This is a genomic window from Arthrobacter sp. UYEF3, from assembly GCF_040546245.1.
Classification (GTDB): domain Bacteria; phylum Actinomycetota; class Actinomycetes; order Actinomycetales; family Micrococcaceae; genus Arthrobacter.
This window is the reverse complement of the sequence record NZ_JBEPNK010000014.1, coordinates 84,193-103,287: the sequence shown is the minus strand read 5'-3', so window position 1 is coordinate 103,287 and position 19,095 is coordinate 84,193. Positions and strand designations below refer to the sequence as shown.

The window sequence follows — 19,095 nt, the reverse complement described above, 5'->3', positions numbered from 1 at the left end:
GACGCCAAACCCGAGGTGTTCGCGCACAACGTCGAGACCGTCCCGCGGATCTTCAAACGCATCCGCCCCGCGTTCCGCTACGACCGGTCCCTGGACGTTATCACCCAGGGCCGCAAGCACGGCATGGTCACCAAGTCCAACCTGATCCTGGGCATGGGCGAGACCCGCGAGGAAATCTCCGAAGCCCTCCGCGATCTGCACGAGGCCGGCTGCGACCTGATCACCATCACCCAGTACCTGCGCCCGTCCGAACGCCACCTCCCGGTGGACCGCTGGGTCAAACCGCAGGAATTCGTGGACCTGCAGCAGGAAGCCGACGAGATCGGCTTCCTCGGCGTCATGTCCGGGCCCCTGGTACGGTCCTCCTACCGCGCCGGCCGGCTCTGGGCCACCGCGATGCGCAAGAAAGGCTGGGAAATCCCCGCCCAACTCGCGCACATCGAAAGCTCCGGCAGCACCCGCCAGGAAGCCAGCTCACTGCTCGCGGCACACTCCTGAGAAACCCCGCACACCATTGCCGCCCAGGGCCGGCGCCGGAGCAATCCGGTGTCCGGCCCTGAGCCGTGCATCACGTAGAATTAAGGCACTATGGCGAATTCCTCTGACTCCAGCACGTCCACTTCTTCAGCCGATGCGCCGAAGCGTGGCTTCTTCTCCCGCAAGCCCAAGGAGGCCAAGGTCAAGAAGCCAAGCCGGCTGAAGCAGATCAGCGAGGTCTTCCAGATGACCCGCCGTCACGATCCGATGGTCCAGTGGCTCATGCTGCTGGCGTTCCTCGGCGTGGTCGCGGTCAGCTTCCTGGTCGGTTTCCTGCTGGACAACTGGATCACCGGCCTGATCATCGGCATACCGCTGGGCATCCTGGCGGCCACCCTGATCTTGTCGCGCCGCGCGGAGCGAGCTGCGTTCGCCCAGATTGAAAACCAGCCCGGCGCCTCGGGTGCCGCGCTGGGTACCCTCCGCCGCGGCTGGGTCACCGAAGACCAGCCGGTCGCCGTGAACCCGCGCACCCAGGACGCCGTCTTCCGCGCCGTCGGACGGCCCGGCGTCGTGCTGGTCAGCGAAGGCCCCAGCCATCGGGTCAAGCCCCTGCTCGATGGCGAACGCAAGCGGCTGGCACGGATCCTGCCCAACGTCACCATCCATCTGATCGAGAGCGGCCGGGGTGAGGGCCAGGTGCCGATCAGCCAGGTCGCGAAGAAGATGGGCAAAATGAAGAACGAGCTGACCAAACTTGAGGTCAACACCGTTTCCAAGCGCATCTCCTCGCTCGGCAACCGCCTGCCGATCCCCAAGGGCATCGATCCGTACAAGGCCCGCCCGGACCGCAAAGCCGCCCGCGGCCGCTAGGATTTTCCTCTCAAAACATGCAGTTTAGGAGCGCCCCGCTTACCGGCATAAGGCCGGGACCCGGGGCGCTTTCTTTTAGTCCTTGGGACTTGTCCCGCAGATTAACCCGCACGACGCCGCGCTACCGCGCGGCCACCACCGAAACCGGAGACGTCCCCATGAAACTTTCCTCGAAGACCGCCGTGATCAGGATCTTCCGGACCCTCGCAGTCGCCGAGGCATTCAGTTGGGCGGCGCTGCTGGTGGGGATGTTCCTCAAGTGGGTTCTCCGGACCACGGAACTCGGCGTGGAGATCGCCGGGCCGATCCACGGGACGATCTTTATCGGCTACGGCGTTGCCGCCCTGGCCCTATGGCGGCAGCAGCGCTGGCCGTTCCTGGTGGCACTGTTTGCCGGGCTATCCGCTGTCGTTCCCTTCGCCACCGTCGGGTTCGAACGCTGGGTTGGGCGCCGCGGGCACCTGACGGTCCGGACCGAAGACGAAGCGTCGACGCCGGCCCGGCAGACGGCCGGAGTCTAGCTCTCAAGGGACGCCTGGATCCGGGCGGGTGGCCCGGGCGGCCCGGGCGGCCCAAGGCCGATTTTGTCCGCCTATTCGCCGTGAGCGGTGCGGGCACTGCCGGTTTTGCGACCGGCTGTCGTCGACTTGACTCAAATGGCGGCTATGCCGGGTGGTAGTACGGCCTTCTCTGGCGAATCGCCGAGGGTTCAGCGCCCCCTCGGTCCCGCACTACCGCCGAGGCTGGATCGCTGACGTACCTCCCCGAGACCTTTGCGCCGGCCACTGGATGCGCCCTCAACGCCCCCGATGCCCACGATTTGACGCAAATGGCCGCTATCCGGGGCGGCTCAGAGGCCATCTTTGGCGAACCGGCGCAGGACTCGGGCCATGGCAGGGCGGAATAACGGCCATCCTTGGCAATCCAGGCGCCGGCCGATAGCAGCAGCGTCCCCGGCGGGCACTTCCACGTGCCCTCCCGCCGACGCTACACCCGGACGCTACCTTCGGACGAGAACCGTGTCCATGGCCTTGTCGTGCAGGCCCCGGTGGTCCGGGTCGAAGATGACGGCGGGGATCACCAGGCAGAGCAGCACACTACGAACCAAGGCCGCGAGCGGTCCCGCAGGGCCGCCGCCGAGCCGGACGACGTGGATTCCCAGGATCCGGTGCCCGATGCTGTACCCCAGCGTGCCGACCAGCAGGGCCTGTTCCACGGCGAAGACCGCGAGGGTGGCCCAGGAGTTTCCGTCGAAGGCGAAGTTGCTGATCAGCAGGGCGATGCCCCAGTCGATGCAGATGGCAAGGATCCGCCGGCCTGCGCGGGCGATCGAGTCTGGACCGGACTCGGGCAGGCCCAGCCGCTCCCCTGGATACTTGGAGATACCGGACGTGTCCGGTCCGCTGAGCCACGAGCCTATGTCTTTGCGATCAACCACCCTCCAAGCCTATCGGCTCCCGGGAGGACAACCGACTGTCCGCCATTTGGACTCTCGCTGGTCACGTTGCGGAACCGGATAGGCCACACTGTGGACGGCGACTAGCTTTAAGACGTCAGCGCATTCTGTAACCTGCCTGAAACAAAGCGGACACCCCGGGGAAATCCCATGTCCTTAGGGTGGTAACAGTTGCCAGCGGCGAGCTATGCGGGGCGGACTATTCGTTTTCCCCGCCGTCGAGCCGCGCTGGACCACACGGCCTTATGGCCAGATCTTTCATATGCGTAAGGAGCATAGATGTTCAAGACTGCGGACGAAGTCCTCAAGTTCATCAAAGACGAAGGCATCAAATTCGTCGATATCCGCTTCACCGACCTCCCGGGCGTCCAGCAGCACTTCAACGTGCCCGCCAAGAGCGTGGACGCGGACTTCTTCGTCAACGGCCAGCTCTTCGATGGTTCGTCAATCCGCGGTTTCCAGGGCATCGCCGAGTCGGACATGCAGCTCATCCCGGACGTCACGACGGCGTTCGTTGATACCTTCCGGATCGAGAAGACCCTAGCGCTGAACTTCTCCATCGTGAACCCGCGCACGGGCGACCCGTACCACCGCGACCCCCGCGGCGTGGCCGAAAAGGCGGAGGCCTACCTTGCCTCCACCGGCATCGCTGATACCGCGTTCTTCGCGCCTGAGGCCGAGTTCTTCGTCTTCGACAACGTCCAGTACGAGTCCTCCCCGCAGGGCAGCTTCTACAAGATCGACTCCGAGGAAGCGCACTGGAACACCGGCCGCCAGGAGGAAGGCGGAAACCTCGGCTACAAGACCCCTGTCAAGGGTGGCTACTTCCCGGTCTCCCCGACCGACAAGCAAGCCGACCTCCGCGATGCCATGTGCATCGCCCTGGACGAGGCAGGCCTTGAGGTCGAGCGCAGCCACCACGAAGTCGGTTCCGCCGGCCAGGCTGAGATCAACTACAAGTTCACCACCCTGACCCACGCGGCTGATGACCTGCAGAAGTTCAAGTACGTCATCAAGAACACCGCCGACGCCTGGGGCAAGTCGGTCACCTTCATGCCGAAGCCGGTCTTCGGAGACAACGGCTCGGGCATGCACTGCCACCAGTCGCTGTGGACCGACGGCGAGCCGCTGTTCTACGACGAGAAGGGCTACGCGGGCCTGTCGGACACTGCCCGCTGGTACATCGGCGGCCTGCTGAAGCACTCCTCCGCCGTCCTGGCCTTCACCAACCCGACGGTGAACTCCTACCGCCGCCTGGTCAAGGGCTTCGAAGCCCCGGTCAACATGGTCTACTCGCAGGGCAACCGCTCCGCCGGTATCCGTATCCCGATCACGGGCTCGAACCCGAAGGCCAAGCGCATCGAGTTCCGCGCTCCGGACCCGTCCTCCAACCCGTACCTGGCGTTTGCCGCCCAGCTGATGGCCGGCATCGACGGCATCCGCAACCGCATCGAACCCCCGGCTCCGATCGACAAGGACCTCTACGAGCTCCCCGCCGAGGAAGCCAAGGACATCCCCAAAGCCCCGGGAACGCTTGAGGAAGCCCTGGAAGCCCTCGCCGAGGACAACGAGTTCCTGCAGGCCGGCGGCGTCTTCACCCAGGACCTGATCGACACCTGGATCGAGTACAAGTACGAGTACGAGATCCGCCCGCTGTCGCTGCGCCCGAACCCGTACGAGTTCGAGCTCTACTACGGCGTCTAGTCGCTCACGGTCGGCGCTGACCGGACGGCGTCACAGTACCGGGTAGTACCCAAAGAGTCCGCCCGGCCGCCAGTTATGGCAGCCCGGGCGGACTCCTTCGTGTTCCGGCCATGATGGCCGGCGTGAACGCTCAGCGCGTCGGCGCCAGCCAGTCCTGCCTGGAGGCGGGCTGGATCCGGACAGGAAGCCCGTCAATCTTCAGCAAGGCACGGTGCGCGGCCACGATCAACATGACGAACCCCGTCAGGCCGAGCACACCTCCTAGGACGGCAATCCCCATCAGCACGGCGACCATTCCGCCGTTTCCCCGCGAAGCTGACCAAACCAGGAACAAATTCGACACAAAGCTCAGGAGCGGGCCGCCTAAAAAGAAAGATATGCCGGCCACGAAAACCCCGGCTGAACGTTTGAACTCCATATTTCCCCCAATGAGCACGATTTACTCGGCAAGCGTACATCGGACACGGAGCAGGCTGCGGGCCATGACGCGTGGGCGTAAGGCGGTACCCCTATGGTTCCCGGCGCACCAGGCCATCACCGCGGGTCAGATCCGCGTTTGGTCGCGGAACCCCCGGTACATGATCCGTTGCGGGCCGGCGTCGCCGCCCAGGTATTGCCCCCGGTCCTCGAAGCCGGCCCTGCGGTAGGCGGCCTGCCCGGCCGGATTGGCCTCGTTGACGGATAGGACGACGCCGCGCTGGTCCCCGCCCAGCGCGGCTGTCAGCCTGACGGCCTCCCGCACGGCCGCGACGGCCCCGGCAGCGCCGAATCCGCTGCCCTGCCGACGCCGGTCCACCAGGAATCCCCGGAGCAGCCAGACCGAATCGTCATCGGCCCAGCCGGCAGCGCATCCGGCGCCGGCCTGCAGGGTGGCGACGCCCACGGCGGCGCCGTCCGAATCCATGACGTAGGGGAAACGGGTGTCCTCCGCCAGGCCCAGCAGCATCATCCGCAGCGGGTCCCCGACAAATTTCTGCTGCCCCGCGCCAAGCTCCAGCCCGGCGACCTCCCCCAGCTTGACGGCCCGGGCGTCGTCGTCGAGCTTCTTCAAGGCGATCAACCACACGTGCCGGGACATGATTGAAGCGTATCCGACGCGCAGCTTAGAGGACCTTGGAGAGGAACTCCCGGGTCCGCGGCTGCTGCGGGTTGCCGAACAGCTCCTCCGGTGCTCCTTGCTCGCAGATGACGCCGTCGGCCATGAACAGCACCCGGTCCGCCACTTCGCGGGCGAAGCCCATCTCGTGGGTGACCAGCACCATCGTCATGCCCTCGCGTGCGAGGTCCTTGATCACCTGCAGCACCTCGCCCACCATTTCCGGGTCCAGCGCCGACGTGGCCTCGTCGAAGAGCATGATGTCCGGATTCATGGCCAGCGCCCGGGCAATGGCCACGCGCTGCTTCTGGCCGCCGGAGAGCGACGCCGGCCGGGCGTCGGCCTTCTCAGCCAGTCCGACGCGTTCCAGCAGCTTCAGGGCGCCGGCCCGGGCTTCAACCTTGCCCTGCTTCTTCGATTCGACCGGCGCCAGCATGATGTTCTCGATCACGGACATGTGCGGGAACAGGTTGAAGTGCTGGAAGACCATGCCGATGTGCCGGCGGACCTCGTTGATGTCCACCTTGGGGTCGGTCACATCGAAGCCGTCCACCGTGACGTGGCCGCCGGTGATGTCCTCGAGCTTGTTCAGGCAGCGCAGGAACGTGGATTTACCGGAGCCGGAAGGCCCGATCACGCAGACCACCTCGCCTTCGGCCACTTCGGCGTTGATGCCCTTAAGGACCTCGTTTGAACCGAAGGACTTCTTCAGCTCCCGGACGGAGATTTTGCTCGGTGCAGTGACTGCCGTGGTCATTTGTTGAACCTCTTATCCGCAACGTTGGCCAGCTTGGTCAACAGCATGATGACCACGAAGTACATGACAGCGACGATCAGCAGGGTCTCGGTGATCCGGAAGTTTCCGGCGTAGATCTGCTGTCCCTGGTAAAGCAGTTCAGCGAAGCCGATGGCGAGCAGCAGCGAGCTGTCCTTGAGCATGATGATCAGCTGGTTTATCAGCGAGGGCGTCATGATCTTGAACGCCTGCGGGACCACGACCTTTTGCATGGACTTCGCGTAGCCCAGGCCCAGGCTGCGGCTTGCCTCCAGCTGGCCCGGGTCCACGGACTGGATGGAGCCCCGGACGATCTCGGTGATGTAGGCGCCGGAGTTGAGGCTGAGCGTTAGAACCCCGGCCACCCAGATGTTGATCGGCTGGCCGGTCAGCTGCGGGATGCCGAAGTAGAAGAAGAAGGCCCAGACCAGCAGCGGCGTGCCGCGGAAGACACTGACGAAGGTGGTAGCGATCCCGCGAAGGACTACGTTCGTGGAGATTTTCAGGAAGCCCATGAGCAGGCCGATCAGCATGGCCACGGCGAAGGAAATCGCGGTGACCAGAACAGTGTTGCCCAGGCCCTTCGCGAGGGCGGGGAAGCTGTTGACCAGGAGGTCCCAGAAACTGGACGGGGTGGCCTGCGTCGGGTCCTTGAGGTACTTGTCCAGGATTTCCTGGTACTTGCCGCTGGACTTCAGCTCCGCCAGGCCGGTGTTGAACGCCTGTAGCAGTTCGGGGTTCTTGCCCTTGTTGACGGCGAATCCGTAGGAGCCGCCCTTTTCCTTCCCGGTTACGGCCTTGAGGCCGTTGTTCTGGCTGATGCCGTAGGCCAGCACCGGGTAGTCATCGAAGACGGCGACGGCGTTACCGGACTTCACGAGCTCGTACATGGTGGCGGACTGGTCCAGGGACTTGACAGTGAAGCCGTACTTGTCGGCGATCGACTTGGCGAACGTTTCGCCCTCGCTGCCGGTCTTGGCGGTGACGGTCTTGCCCTTGAGGTCCTCGTAGCCCTTGATCTCCGAGTTGGCCTTGGCGACGGCCATCTGGACGCCCGACTCGAAGTAGGGCTCGGAGAAGTCGTAGATCTGCTTTCGCGGCTCCGTGATGGACATCCCGGCGATCACGCCGTCCACCTGGTTGGAGGATAGCGCCTGGAGGGCCGCGTTAAAGCCGAGCGACTTGATCTCGACGGCGAATCCCTGCTTCTTGGCGATCTCACGGATGATGTCCATGTCGATGCCGGTCAGTTCGCCGCCGGCGTCGCGGAACTCGAAGGGGGCGAACGTCGTGTCCGTCCCAATGACGAAGGTCTTCCCGGAAAGGCTCGACGGCGCGGCGGCCGGATGCGCTGAACCGGCCGTGGCGGCGGGTGCGTCCGTCGGCGCCGCGGCGGCCCCGACGGCGCCAAAGAGCATGGCGGCAAAAGCCAGCAACGCTCCGATGACCGTGACCCTCCGTGGTCTGACGGCTCCGGTCTGTTGGAGTCTGGGCAAGTTTAACAACCCCTAGGTAAGTGCGGCTACCGGTCCCCGGGACCGGTAAAGTACCCCTCGAGGTTACCCGCATTCGTCCGCCGGTAGCGGACGCAGCCCGCACAACCGGCTACTGGCCGTAAAAGACCCGGTCAAATACGGCGCGTGCCCGGCGGCTGAGCCGCAGATAGTCCTCCTCGAGCTCGGCCGCGTTCCCCTGCCCGTAGCCGCACCAGCGGGCCACGGCTTCCAGGTCGCGGCGCGAGGACGGCAGCAGGTCCGAGGCGCGGCCGGTCCAGATCACGTTGGCCGAACGGATCCGGCTCGCCAGCCGCCAGGCCCGCAGCAGCAGCACCACTTCTCCGGCCTCCAGCAGCTCCAGGCCGGCGGCGGCCTCGAGGGCCTGCACGGTGGAGGCGGTCCGCAGTTCCGGGTGCCTGCCGGCATACCTTAACTGCAGCAGCTGGGCGAGCCATTCGACGTCGCTCAGGCCGCCGCGGCCCAGCTTCAGGTGCCGTGCCGGGTCCGCGCCCCGTGGCAGCCGTTCGGCCTCCACCCTCGCCTTAACCCGCCGGACCTCGCGGACGTCGTGGTCGGAGAGCGTGTCCGGGTAGCGGATGGGATCGATCAGCGCCACGAAGTCTGCGGCGAGCTCGTCATCGCCGGCCATCGGCCGGGCCCGCAGCAGCGCCTGGGCCTCCCAGACGAGGGACCAGCGGCGGTAGTACTCGGCATAGGACTCCAGCGACCGCACCATTGGACCGCTCTTGCCTTCCGGACGCAGGTCCGCGTCCACCGCAAGTACCCGCTCGGCGAGGATGGCCGGCTTGAGCGGCTGGGTCAGGAGGCTGGAGAGCTTGCCCACAATCCGGGCCGCTTGCTGTTGCGCCTCGTCCTCCGGGACGCCAGGCAATCCGCGGTGCACGTAGATGACGTCGGCGTCGGAGCCGTAGCCGATCTCCCGGCCGCCCTGGCGCCCCATCGCAACCACCAGCACATGGGTCTTGAGCGGCTCCCGCATTGTGACCACCGTCTCCGCCACACGGAGCGCGCCGAGCACCGCGGCACGGTCGGTATCGGCCAGCGCCGCGCCCACCTGGTCTTGGTCCAGCAGCCCGGCACTGTCAGCGATGGCAATCCGCAGGATTTCGCGGCGCCGGATCAGCCGGATGAGTCGCATGGCGCTTGCGGGCTCCGCGTGCCGGGACATCTTGGACGTGATCTCCTGCCACTGCGCCTCGTAACTGAGCGGGATCAGGTCCTTGTCCGAGCCCAGCCACGCCACGGACTCGGGCGAGACTTCCAGCAGGTCCGCGATGAGCCGGGAATTGGAGAGCACGTGGCAGAGCCGCTCGGCCGCCGCCGTCGAATCGCGCAGCAGGCCGAGGTACCAATGCGTGGTGCCGAGTGCCTCACTGACCCGCCGGAAGGCCAGCAGCCCGCCGTCGGGGTCCACGCCTTCGGCGAGCCAGCCGAGGAGGATCGGCAGCAGCTGCCGCTGCAGCGCGGCGCGGCGGCTGACCCCGCCGGTGAGCGCCTCGATATGCCGCATCGCACCGGGCGGGTCGAGGTAGCCGAGTGCGGCGAGCCGGCCCTGCGCGGCTTCCGGGGTGAGCCTGGCCTCATCGCTGCTCAGCGCGGCCGCGGTGTTCAGCAGCGGCCGGTAAAAGATGCGCTCGTGCAGTTCCCGCACGGACCGCTTGGTCTTCCGCCAAGCCGCGAGCAGCGCGTCGGGGTGCGGGCGCTCGTTGGAGAACGGTCCCAGCACCGCTTTCGCGAGGGAGCGTAGTGAGGCTTCCTTGACCGGCATGAGGTGGGTGCGGCGCAGCTGGAAGAGCTGGATCCGGTGTTCCAGCAGCCGAAGGTAGCGGTAGTCGCGGTCGAATTCCTTGGCATCGGAACGCCCGATGTAGCCGCCAACGGAGAGGGCAGCGATGGCCGAGGTGGTGTCCCGGCAGCGCAGGCTTTCGTCCGCTTTGCCGTGCACAAGCTGAAGCAGCTGGACGGTGAATTCGACGTCGCGCAGGCCGCCGCGGCCCAGTTTGATCTGCCGCTGCTCCTCCTCGGCCGGGATGTGGTCGGTGACCCGGCGGCGCATCGACCGGACCGACTCGACGAACCCTTCGCGGCCGGCGGAGGACCAGATCAGCGGCGCGACCGCCGCCTCGTAGCGGGCACCCAGCACGGCATCGCCGGCGATGGGTCGCGCCTTGAGCAGGGCCTGGAATTCCCAGCTCTCGGCCCAGCGGGCGTAGTAGCTCTCGTGCGAAGCCAGGGTGCGCACCAGCGGCCCGGATTTGCCCTCCGGCCGCAGGTTGGCGTCGACCTCCCACAGCCCGGGCTCCCGGCTCGTGGACGTGATGGCACGCGAAATACCCGAGGCCAAGGCGGTCCCGATGCTGTTTGCCCGGGAGTCTTCCAGTGCGCCGGCGCCGATGACATAGATGACGTCCACGTCGGAGATGTAGTTCAGCTCGCGGGCGCCGCACTTGCCCATCCCGATCACGGCCAGTCCGACGTCGGCCACGTCCGCGGCGCCGAACTGCGCCGCCGCCTCGGCCCGGGACACGGCCAGGGCCGCCTCGATTGCGGCGCCTGCCAGGTCGGCGAGTTCGGCCCCCACGGAGGGCATGAAGTCCAGCGGATCGGCGGCGCAGAGGTCCTTGACGGCAAGCTCCACCAGGCCCCGCCGGTAGGCCGTCCGGAGGGCGACGTAGCCCTCCTGGCCGGTCAGGCCCGCGACCGGGCGGTCCGCTTTGGGATCGGCCCGGACGGCGTGCAGGAGCCGGGTGCGCAGCTCGCCTGCATCCGCGGGCAGCGGCTCGGGGCTGGCCGATGCCTCGAAGGCGTCCAGGTGTTCGGGGTGCCGGATGAGGAACTCACCGAGCGCCTCCGAGGCGCCGAGAACCCGGTAGAGCGGCTCGCTGCGGTCGGGGTCCGCGGCGGCGAGTTCCCGCAGCTTAGGGTGCTTCTCGATCAGCCGTACCAGGGACTGCAGCGCTGTGTCCGGGTTGGCGGCCCGCTGCAGCCCGGCGAACAGGGCGTCCTGGTCCATGCCCTCAAGCTCGGGCGCGGCCAGGAACCGCTCGCCCTTCTCGAGGTCATTGAAACCGGCGGCAATGAGGCGCCGCGCCAGGCTCACCGGGGCCGTCCTAGAGGATGGCCAGGTTGCGCCGCAGCTCATAGGGCGTCACCTGCAGGCGGTAGTCCTGCCACTCTGCGCGCTTGTTGCGCAGGAAGTGCTCAAAGACCTGCTCGCCCAGGATCTGCGGCATGAGCTCGGATTCCTCCATGGTCCGGATCGCGTCGTGCAGGCTGGCCGGCAGCGGATCGTGGCCCATCGCGCGGCGCTCGGCCGAGCTCAGCGACCAGATGTCGTCCTCGGCGGCGGCCGGCAACTGGTAGCCCTCCTCGATGCCCTTCAACCCGGCGCCCAGCAGCACCGCGTAGGCGAGGTACGGGTTGGCGGCGGAGTCGATGCCGCGGTACTCGATCCGTGCGGACTGGCCCTTGCCGGGCTTGTACAGCGGCACCCGGACCAGGGCGGAGCGGTTGTTGTGGCCCCAGCTCAGGTAGCTGGGCGCTTCGCCTCCACCCCAGAGCCGCTTGTACGAGTTCACGAACTGGTTGGTCACGGCCGTGAACTCGGGCGCGTGCTTGAGGACCCCGGCGATGAACTGCCGGGCCGTTTCGGAGAGCTGGAATTCGGCCCCTGCCTCGTAAAACGCGTTGGTGTCACCCTCGAACAGCGAGAAGTGCGTGTGCATGCCGGAGCCGGGGTGCGTCGTGAACGGCTTGGGCATGAAGGTGGCGTAGGTTCCCTGCTGCAGCGCGACTTCCTTGATCACCGTGCGGAAGGTCATGATGTTGTCCGCGGTCTGCAGGGCGTCCGCGTAGCGCAGGTCGATCTCGTTCTGCCCGGGGCCGGCCTCGTGGTGGCTGAATTCGACCGAGATGCCCACGGATTCCAGCATGGTCACGGCGGTCCGCCGGAAATCCTGCGCCACCCCGCCCGGCACGTGGTCAAAGTAGCCGCCCTCGTCCACCGGCACCGGCGAGCCGTCCGGGCCGGGCTCCTGGGACTTGAGCAGGTAGAACTCGATTTCGGGGTGGGTGTAGCAGGTAAAGCCCATGTCCGCGGCTTTCGCCAGGTTGCGTTTGAGCACGTTGCGCGGGTCCGCCGCGGAGGGCTCGCCGTCGGGCGTCAGGATGTCGCAGAACATCCGCGACGTCGCTTCCGACTCACCGCGCCACGGCAGGATCTGGAAGGTGGACGGATCCGGTTGGGCCAGCATGTCGGATTCGAAGACGCGGGCCAGGCCTTCGATCGCAGACCCGTCGAAGCCCAGGCCCTCGTCGAAGGCGCCTTCGACTTCGGCCGGGGCGAGGGCCACAGACTTGAGGGATCCCACGACGTCGGTGAACCACAAGCGCACGAAGCGCACGTCGCGCTCTTCGATCGTCCGCAGGACAAACTCTTGCTGGCGGTCCATGATGGTGCCTCTTTCCGGGTGTACGTCCGTGCCCGGGCCCGTCCCGACTCCACATCGGGGAAGGTGCCCGCAACTGCTCACGGATCACTCTACTCAGCATTCCCGGGGATTGCTGATGTAGCGCAAACGCGTAACGAAGCGTTAACGTAAACGCCCCGGGCCCGCGCTGCCGCGCCGCTGCCGGCCCTGAGGCCGCATTTGTGACGGGTTTCACTTCGGCTGCGCCGCCGGCCGGTAGCTAGGACCGCGGGTATCGCACTACGCTCGTGGCATGGCCCCCAGCAACAGTCCCGAATCCAGCACGTCCGCAGAGCTCGCCGCCCCCTATGGCACCGGCCCCGACTCGGGCGTACCGGCAGGCTCCGCCGCGGCCCAGGGCCCGGCGGCGGACGGGGCGGCCAAGCCTGCGGCCCGGATCCGCACGCACCACCTGCGCCAGGCCAAGCTCAACGGTGAGCGGTTCGCCATGCTGACTGCTTACGACCAGTACACCGCGGAGATCTTCGACCAGGCCGGTATCGAGGTGCTTCTGGTGGGCGATTCCGCTTCCAACAACGTCTTCGGCAACGAAACCAGCCTGCCCGTCACGGTGGATGAGCTGATCCCGCTGTGCCGGGCCGTCGCGCGTTCCGCCCGGCGCGCCCTCGTGGTGGCCGACCTGCCGTTCGGCAGCTACGAGGTGTCCGCCCAGCAGGCGGTGGCCACCGGTGTCCGGTTCCTCAAGGAGGGGCTCGCCCACGCGGTCAAGATCGAGGGCGGTAAGTTTTACGCCGAAACGGTCCGGGCCATGGTGCAGGCCGGCATCCCGGTAATGGCCCACATCGGCTTCACCCCGCAGAGCGAGCACGCCCTCGGCGGCTACCGGGTCCAGGGCCGCGGCGACGACGCCCGGCGGCTGATCGACGACGCCGTCGCGCTGGCCGGCGCCGGGGCGTTCTGCGTGCTGATGGAAATGGTTCCGGCGCCGACAGCGGCTGCCGTGGACGCCGCCGTCGAGGTCCCCACGATCGGCATCGGGGCCGGCAACGCAACCACCGGCCAGGTGCTGGTGTGGCAGGACATGGCCGGGTTGCGCGGCGGCAAGATGGCCAGGTTCGTGAAGCAGTATGCGGATCTGCGGACCGCCCTGGGCAACGCCGCGAAAGCCTATGGCGAGGACGTGCGCTCGGGCCGGTTCCCCGGCCCGGAACACTCCTTCTAGGCGCGGGTTCCGGGGCCCTGCGGGCTCAGGAAGTGGCCCTGGTCAACCTGGTCCACCCGGCTGCTGACAAAAGTGATCTCCGGGAACCGGGCGGAATCAAAGAAGTCGTTGGTCCGCAGGTGCTGATCGCGGACGGCATTGCGCGGACAGGGCCCGGCCTGGCTAGTTCCTAGTCGTCGTCGCCCTTGTCCCACGCCTCGTTGCGGGCCTTGACTTTCTCAAGGGCGTGCGCGGCCTCCTCGCGGGTCTTGTAGGGGCCGATCAGCTGGCTCCAGTCGGACATGGCGTCTTCTTCGATCTCGTGGGTGTTGACGTTGTACCAGTACTCGGTCATCGGCTCTCCCTTGCGCTGCTGGTGCTTTATTCCAGTTGGGTACTGTCCGGCCTGGGGCCCGGGGCTTATAGAATCAATGTATGCCTTCTCTTACCTCGACTGCACCCATCGGCACCCTTGTCCCGGGAGCAGTGAGTCCCCAGCTTGCCGTGCCGGCGTCCATTCCGCGACCCGAGTACGTCGGCAGGCCCGCTCCGGCCAAGTTCACCGGCTCCGAGGTCAAGTCCGCAGACACCATCGACAAGATCCGGATTGCCTCGCGGATCGCCGCCCAGGCGATTGTTGAAGTCGGCAAGCACATTGCTCCCGGCGTCACCACCGACCAGTTGGATAAGGTGGGGCACGAGTTCCTGCTCGACCACAAGGCGTACCCCTCCACGCTCGGCTACCGCGGCTTTCCCAAGTCCCTATGTTCCTCGCTCAACGAAGTGATCTGCCACGGCATTCCGGACAGCACGGTGATCCAGGAGGGCGACATCCTCAACATCGACATCACGGCCTTCATCGGCGGCGTGCACGGCGACACCAATCACACCTTCCTGGTGGGCGACGTCGACGAGGAGTCCCGGCTGCTGGTCGAACGCACCGCGGAGTCCTTGCGCCGCGCCGTCCGGGCGGTAGCGCCGGGCCGCGAAATCAACGTGATCGGGAGGGCCATCGAGTCCTACGCCAAGCGCTTCGGCTACGGCGTCGTCCGGGACTTCACCGGACACGGCGTCGGCGAGGCCTTCCACACCGGGCTGATCATCCCGCACTACGACGCTGCCCCGGCGTACAACACGGTGATGGAGCCCGGCATGGTCTTCACAATCGAGCCGATGCTCACGCTGGGCACGGTCGACTGGGACATGTGGGCCGACGACTGGACTGTCGTGACGCGCGACCACAGGCGGACCGCGCAGTTTGAGCACACCCTGCTGGTCACGGAGGCCGGCGCCGAGGTCCTGACCCTCCCCTGATTCCGCAACACCGCACGAAGCCCCACCCGCCCCTGCCACGAACGGAACCCCATTGACCAAGAAGGACGAGAAGACGAAGAAGAACGCCCCGCTGATCGGCATCGACATCGGCGGCAGCGGCATCAAGGGCGGAATCGTCGATCTGAAGAAGGGCAAACTGGTGGGCGACCGTCTCCGCGTTCCCACCCCGCAACCGGCCACCCCGGAGGCCGTGGCCGCCGTCGTGGCGCAGGTCGTCACGGAGCTGTCCAGCCGTCCGGACGCCCCGCCGGCGGATTCCCCGGTCGGCGTGACGTTCCCGGGGATTATCCAGCACGGCGTGGTGCACTCGGCCGCTAACGTGGACCACTCATGGCTGAACATGGACATCGACGCCCTGCTGACCGCCCGCCTGCGCCGCCCCGTGGAAGTCATCAACGATGCCGACGCCGCCGGCCTGGCCGAGGCACGCTACGGAGCCGGCGAAGGCGTCCGCGGCACGGTCCTGGTGATCACCCTCGGCACCGGCATCGGCTCGGCGTTCATCTTCAACGGCAAACTGGTTCCCAACGCCGAACTGGGCCACTTGGAAATCGACGGTTTCGACGCCGAGAGCAAGGCCTCCGCCGTCGCCCGTGAGCGCGACGGCCTGAGCTGGGCCGAATACAGTGTGCTGTTGCAACGCTACTTCTCCCACGTGGAGTTCCTGTTCTCCCCGGAACTGTTCATCGTGGGCGGCGGCATCTCCAAGCGCGCCGACGAGTTCCTGCCGCGCATGTCGCTGCGTACGCCGATCGTCCCGGCGGAACTGAAGAACGACGCCGGCATCGTGGGTGCCGCGATCGAGGTGGCCCTTACGCACAAGCTGGCCAAGTAGCACCTAGGTTTGGAGCCGGTGGCGGCCGCGGCTTCCCCTCCGCTGCCACCACCGGAACTTGGATGAGCCTAGAGCGGGCTCTTCTGCGGGCTCTTGCCTTCCAGCCCCTTGGACTCGGCCTCGTGGCGGAGCAGGGCGATGGCAGACTCGAAGTCCTCCAGCGACTCGAAGGCCTGGTACACGCTCGCGAAGCGCAGGTAGGCCACCTCGTCAAGCCGCTGCAAGGGGTTGAGGATGGCGAGGCCTACCTCGTGGGCTTCGATTTCGGCGGCGCCGGAGGCCCGGATGGTCTCTTCGACCTCCTGCGCCAGCAAGGCGAGGTCATCTTCCGTGACCGGCCGGCCCTGGCAGGCCTTCCGCACCCCGTTGATGACCTTACTGCGGCTAAATGGCTCGCCGACGCCGGATCGCTTGATGACGGTCAGGCTGGTGGTTTCCACCGTGGTGAACCGGCGTCCGCAGCCGGGGCACTGCCGGCGGCGCCGGATGGCGGAGCCGTCGTCGGCGATGCGGCTGTCCACCACTCGCGAATCAGGGTTACGGCAGAACGGGCAATACACGTCGGTTCCTCCCCTGCCGCAAGCCAGGGCTCCCAAGAGAGAGCCGGAGCACCGAGGGTGGTGCTCCCGCAATCAGTTTACGACTAGATGTTGATGAATAACAAGCCTGTAATTACTACATGTAGTGGTTAGCGGGCGGCCAAGGCGGCCGCCGCCCAGCTCCCTGCCGGGAATCGGGCGGTGACCGCTTCGCCGTGCGCCGGCAGGTCTTCCGCCCGGGAGAGGCTGACAATGTGCCCGCTGACCTCCGCCAGCGCCGCCTTGCTGTAGTTGATCACCTGGATGGCGCGCAGGAAGGTGGTCACGTTCAACCCGGAGGAAAACGCAGCCGTTCCGCTGGTGGGTAGCACGTGGTTGGAACCGGCGCAGTAGTCGCCGAGGCTGACCGGGCTGTAGTCCCCCACGAAGATGGCACCGGCGTTGCGGATCCGGGCGGCCACGGCCGCGGCGTCGGCGGTCATGATTTCGAGATGTTCTGCGGCGTAGGCGTCGCAGGCAGCGATGCCTTGTTCGAGGTCCTCGACCAGGACGACGCCGGACTGCGGGCCGGACAGTGCCTCCCGGACCCGGGCGCCGTGCTTGGTTGCGGCGGCCAGGGCGTCGAGTTCGCCGCGGACGGCGGCCGCGAGCTCATCGGAGTCGGTAATCAGCACCGATGCGGCCTTCGGGTCGTGCTCGGCCTGGCTGACGAGGTCAGCGGCGACCAGTTCCGGGCGCGCCGTGGCGTCTGCAAGGATCGCGATCTCGGTGGTGCCCGCCTCCGAATCGATGCCCACCACACCCTTGACGAGCCGTTTGGCGGTGGCCACGAAGATGTTGCCGGGCCCGGTGACGACGTCGACCGGGTCGAGGCCGGCGGCCGCGCCCGGCCCGGGCCCGTCGACCGGGTCGATGCCGTAGGCGAAGGCGGCAATGGCCTGGGCGCCGCCGATCGCGTAAACCTCCTCGATGCCCAGCAGGCACGCGGCCGCCAGGATGGTGGGGTGCGGCAGGCCGCCGAAGTCCTTTTGCGGCGGCGACGCCAGGGCGATGGACTGAACGCCCGCGGCCAGTGCCGGAACCACGTTCATGATGACGGAGGAGGGGTAGACGGCCAGGCCGCCGGGGACGTAGAGACCAACGCGGGCAACCGGAACCCAGTTCTGGCTGACCACCGCACCTTCGCCGAGTTCGACGTCGGTATCGGCCGGACGCTGGGCGTCGGCGAAGCGGCGGGCCCGGCGGATGGACTCCTCGAGGGCGGCACGCACGGCCGGGTCCAGCCCGTTAAGGGCTGCGGTCAGGGCCTCGGCGGGAACGCGCGGGTGGGTCTGTTCGACCCCGTCGAACTTCAACGCCAGCTCGCGCAGCGCCTCGAATCCCCGGGTGCGGACCGCCGAGATGATGTCCAGGACCTTCTGCTCGGCGTCGGCCAGGGTGCCGTGCTGCGCCCGCGGGACGGCGGCGCGGAGCCCGGCGAGGGACAACTTCTGCCCGCGCAGGTCCACGGTGCGGAAAGTCAGGGCGGAGAGGGCAGGGCTGTCAGCAGTTGGGGTCACGAGTCCATTTTACGCGCCGGCGGCGCCGGGGCCGGACGCCGTTACCCCGGCCGGTTCGTCAGGCGTCCGGCGCGCCGCCCTGCCCGGGCTCCGGGCGGCTGACTACTGTGGCCAGGAAGATCGCCAGGGCGGTGGCGGCGGGCCAGATGAGGAGCATCGCGTAGGCCCGCAGGGAGAAGGCGGTGCCGGCGCTGCCCGGGATCTCCGCCGCGGGGCCCCACCAGCTGCCGGCGAGCACCCCGGTCCCCCACGCCAGGAGCGCCCCCGCCGCGCCCGCAGCGACGGCCAGGACCACTGTCGCGGTTGTCAGCCGGGCCGGCCGGTTGCCGGCGGTGAGGACGCCGGAAAGGCAGCCGGCCAGAAGGAACAGCCCGGCCAGGACCAGGTCCCGGGGCAGCCAGGTCCCCGGGTTGCTGCCGGCGGCCAGGGCCGGGTCGCGGGTGATGAGGTTGAGCCCGGTCGGCGCCAGGAGCCACCACAGCAGGCCCGCCGGAAGCCCGGCCGCCGCAATCGCGACGGGCCCCTTCCACCGCGCCGGACGGGCTGCTGCGGCGCGCCACGGACCGCCGTCGTGCTGGTCAACGGGAACGGGCATCGCGGGTTGTGTCATGCAACAAACCTTAACAAAGGATCCGGGGCCGCCGGACATTACGCCGCCGCCCGCCACGTGACGCCCGGATGACCCGATAGTGCCGGCCGAATTCCGCGGGCCGGCCGCCGCCGGAATACGCTGGCAGGAAGTACCGGTCGCATCAGCAGCAGGGAGATGAACCACAGTGGCCTCAGCCGAAGAAGCCTTCGAAGGAACCTTCAAGGAGATGTTCCGCCGGCACGCCGCCGGCGTCGCCATCATCACCGCGAACCACGACGGCGTCCCCTACGGTTTCACCGCGACCTCGGTGGCGTCCCTCTCGGCCAAGCCGCCGCGCTTCACGTTCAACATGGCCCGCACTTCCAGCTCCTGGCCTGCGGTGGCCAACACGGCGTACATCGGAGTGCATATGCTCGGGCTGGAGAACCAGGGGCTCGCCGACCGGTTCGCCCGCGCCCGCGACCGGTTCGAGGGCGACCACTGGGAGCTCGGCCCGCATGAGGTGCCGATCCTCAAGGACGTGTCCGGCTGGCTGATCGGCAAGATCCAGATGCGCCTCTCCTTCGAGAACAACGCGGTGGTGGTCGTCGAGGTGGTCGACGGCGCGGTCGGCGGCGACGGAGTGCCGTTGCTATACCACGGGGGCAGCTACAGCCGGCCGGCGCCGCTCGACTACGAAATTTAGGCCGCCGGAGGCCCGGACAAG

20 protein-coding genes are annotated in these 19,095 nt (G+C 67.4%); 8 read left to right on the top strand and 12 right to left on the bottom strand.

The features are described from left to right. From ABIB14_RS11685 to ABIB14_RS11675, 3 genes are all read left to right on the top strand, one after another. The coding region (locus ABIB14_RS11685; RefSeq protein WP_502909652.1) for a lipoyl synthase at positions 1–498 on the top strand (498 nt) is incomplete at its 5' end. A gap of 90 nt (positions 499–588) precedes the next feature. After that, entirely contained in the window at positions 589–1,350 is a 762-nt protein-coding gene (locus ABIB14_RS11680; RefSeq protein WP_354236040.1) for a DUF4191 domain-containing protein, read from the top strand. A 158-nt stretch (positions 1,351–1,508) separates the two neighbouring features. Continuing rightward, positions 1,509–1,871, top strand: coding sequence for a DUF3817 domain-containing protein (locus ABIB14_RS11675; protein ID WP_354236047.1), 363 nt, complete (start codon positions 1,509–1,511; stop codon positions 1,869–1,871). Between the two features lie 479 nt (positions 1,872–2,350). Here the strand turns inward: ABIB14_RS11675 and ABIB14_RS11670 are convergent, their stop codons facing one another. Further along, positions 2,351–2,788 carry an RDD family protein gene (locus ABIB14_RS11670; RefSeq protein WP_354236039.1) on the bottom strand — a complete coding sequence of 146 codons (438 nt, stop codon included), beginning with the start codon at positions 2,786–2,788 and terminating at the stop codon, positions 2,351–2,353. A gap of 297 nt (positions 2,789–3,085) precedes the next feature. Here ABIB14_RS11670 and glnA (ABIB14_RS11665) point away from each other — a divergent pair, with 297 nt between their 5' ends. Next, on the top strand, positions 3,086–4,510 hold the full coding sequence (gene glnA / locus ABIB14_RS11665; RefSeq protein ID WP_354236038.1) for a type I glutamate--ammonia ligase: 1,425 nt from the start codon (positions 3,086–3,088) through the stop codon (positions 4,508–4,510). A gap of 130 nt (positions 4,511–4,640) precedes the next feature. Here glnA (ABIB14_RS11665) and ABIB14_RS11660 read toward each other — a convergent pair whose 3' ends face one another. From ABIB14_RS11660 to glnA (ABIB14_RS11635), 6 genes are all read right to left on the bottom strand, one after another. Beyond that, entirely contained in the window at positions 4,641–4,805 is a 165-nt protein-coding gene (locus ABIB14_RS11660; protein WP_354236037.1) for a hypothetical protein, read from the bottom strand. Positions 4,806–5,054: 249 nt separating this feature from the next. Beyond that, the gene (locus ABIB14_RS11655) at positions 5,055–5,588 is read right to left on the bottom strand and encodes a GNAT family N-acetyltransferase (RefSeq protein WP_354236036.1); all 534 of its coding nucleotides are present in this window, start codon (positions 5,586–5,588) and stop codon (positions 5,055–5,057) included. A gap of 25 nt (positions 5,589–5,613) precedes the next feature. Next, positions 5,614–6,363 carry an amino acid ABC transporter ATP-binding protein gene (locus ABIB14_RS11650; protein WP_354236035.1) on the bottom strand — a complete coding sequence of 250 codons (750 nt, stop codon included), beginning with the start codon at positions 6,361–6,363 and terminating at the stop codon, positions 5,614–5,616. Next, positions 6,360–7,877 (bottom strand): amino acid ABC transporter substrate-binding protein/permease, encoded by a 1,518-nt coding sequence (locus ABIB14_RS11645; protein ID WP_502909651.1) that lies wholly within the window; start codon positions 7,875–7,877, stop codon positions 6,360–6,362. The genes ABIB14_RS11650 and ABIB14_RS11645 overlap by 4 nt, the downstream gene beginning before the upstream one ends. Before the next feature lie 109 nt (positions 7,878–7,986). After that, entirely contained in the window at positions 7,987–10,998 is a 3,012-nt protein-coding gene (locus tag ABIB14_RS11640; protein ID WP_354236034.1) for a bifunctional [glutamine synthetase] adenylyltransferase/[glutamine synthetase]-adenylyl-L-tyrosine phosphorylase, read from the bottom strand. A gap of 10 nt (positions 10,999–11,008) precedes the next feature. Next, positions 11,009–12,349 (bottom strand): type I glutamate--ammonia ligase, encoded by a 1,341-nt coding sequence (gene glnA, locus ABIB14_RS11635; protein WP_354236033.1) that lies wholly within the window; start codon positions 12,347–12,349, stop codon positions 11,009–11,011. Positions 12,350–12,620: 271 nt separating this feature from the next. On the opposite strand from glnA (ABIB14_RS11635), the gene panB reads away from it, so the two are divergent. Continuing rightward, positions 12,621–13,550 carry a 3-methyl-2-oxobutanoate hydroxymethyltransferase gene (gene panB / locus ABIB14_RS11630; RefSeq protein ID WP_354236032.1) on the top strand — a complete coding sequence of 310 codons (930 nt, stop codon included), beginning with the start codon at positions 12,621–12,623 and terminating at the stop codon, positions 13,548–13,550. Here panB and ABIB14_RS11625 read toward each other — a convergent pair. Next, positions 13,547–13,744, bottom strand: coding sequence for a YceI family protein (locus ABIB14_RS11625; RefSeq protein WP_354236031.1), 198 nt, complete (start codon positions 13,742–13,744; stop codon positions 13,547–13,549). The genes panB and ABIB14_RS11625 overlap by 4 nt on opposite strands. After that, on the bottom strand, positions 13,720–13,884 hold the full coding sequence (locus ABIB14_RS11620; RefSeq protein ID WP_354236030.1) for an SPOR domain-containing protein: 165 nt from the start codon (positions 13,882–13,884) through the stop codon (positions 13,720–13,722). Before ABIB14_RS11620 ends, ABIB14_RS11625 begins: the two co-directional genes overlap by 25 nt. 80 nt (positions 13,885–13,964) lie before the next feature. On the opposite strand from ABIB14_RS11620, the gene map reads away from it, so the two are divergent. Together map and ppgK are read left to right on the top strand one after the other, a co-directional pair. Next, a complete protein-coding gene (gene map / locus ABIB14_RS11615) occupies positions 13,965–14,843 on the top strand; it encodes a type I methionyl aminopeptidase (protein ID WP_354236029.1) in 879 nt (292 codons plus the stop codon). A 52-nt stretch (positions 14,844–14,895) separates the two neighbouring features. Further along, positions 14,896–15,699, top strand: coding sequence for a polyphosphate--glucose phosphotransferase (ppgK, locus tag ABIB14_RS11610; RefSeq protein ID WP_354236028.1), 804 nt, complete (start codon positions 14,896–14,898; stop codon positions 15,697–15,699). Between the two features lie 68 nt (positions 15,700–15,767). Here the strand turns inward: ppgK and nrdR are convergent, their stop codons facing one another. The 3 genes from nrdR to ABIB14_RS11595 all read right to left on the bottom strand — a co-directional run bounded on the left by nrdR (position 15,768) and on the right by ABIB14_RS11595 (position 18,407). Further along, positions 15,768–16,259, bottom strand: a complete 492-nt coding sequence (nrdR, locus tag ABIB14_RS11605; RefSeq protein ID WP_354236027.1) for a transcriptional regulator NrdR — start codon at positions 16,257–16,259, stop codon at positions 15,768–15,770. Positions 16,260–16,387: 128 nt separating this feature from the next. After that, on the bottom strand, positions 16,388–17,797 hold the full coding sequence (hisD, locus tag ABIB14_RS11600; RefSeq protein WP_354236026.1) for a histidinol dehydrogenase: 1,410 nt from the start codon (positions 17,795–17,797) through the stop codon (positions 16,388–16,390). Between the two features lie 58 nt (positions 17,798–17,855). Beyond that, positions 17,856–18,407: a hypothetical protein gene (locus tag ABIB14_RS11595; protein WP_354236025.1), complete on the bottom strand. Its 552-nt coding sequence runs from the start codon at positions 18,405–18,407 to the stop codon at positions 17,856–17,858. Positions 18,408–18,615: 208 nt separating this feature from the next. Here ABIB14_RS11595 and ABIB14_RS11590 point away from each other — a divergent pair, with 208 nt between their 5' ends. Then, a complete protein-coding gene (locus ABIB14_RS11590) occupies positions 18,616–19,074 on the top strand; it encodes a flavin reductase family protein (protein WP_354236045.1) in 459 nt (152 codons plus the stop codon). Positions 19,075–19,095 lie beyond the last annotated feature (21 nt).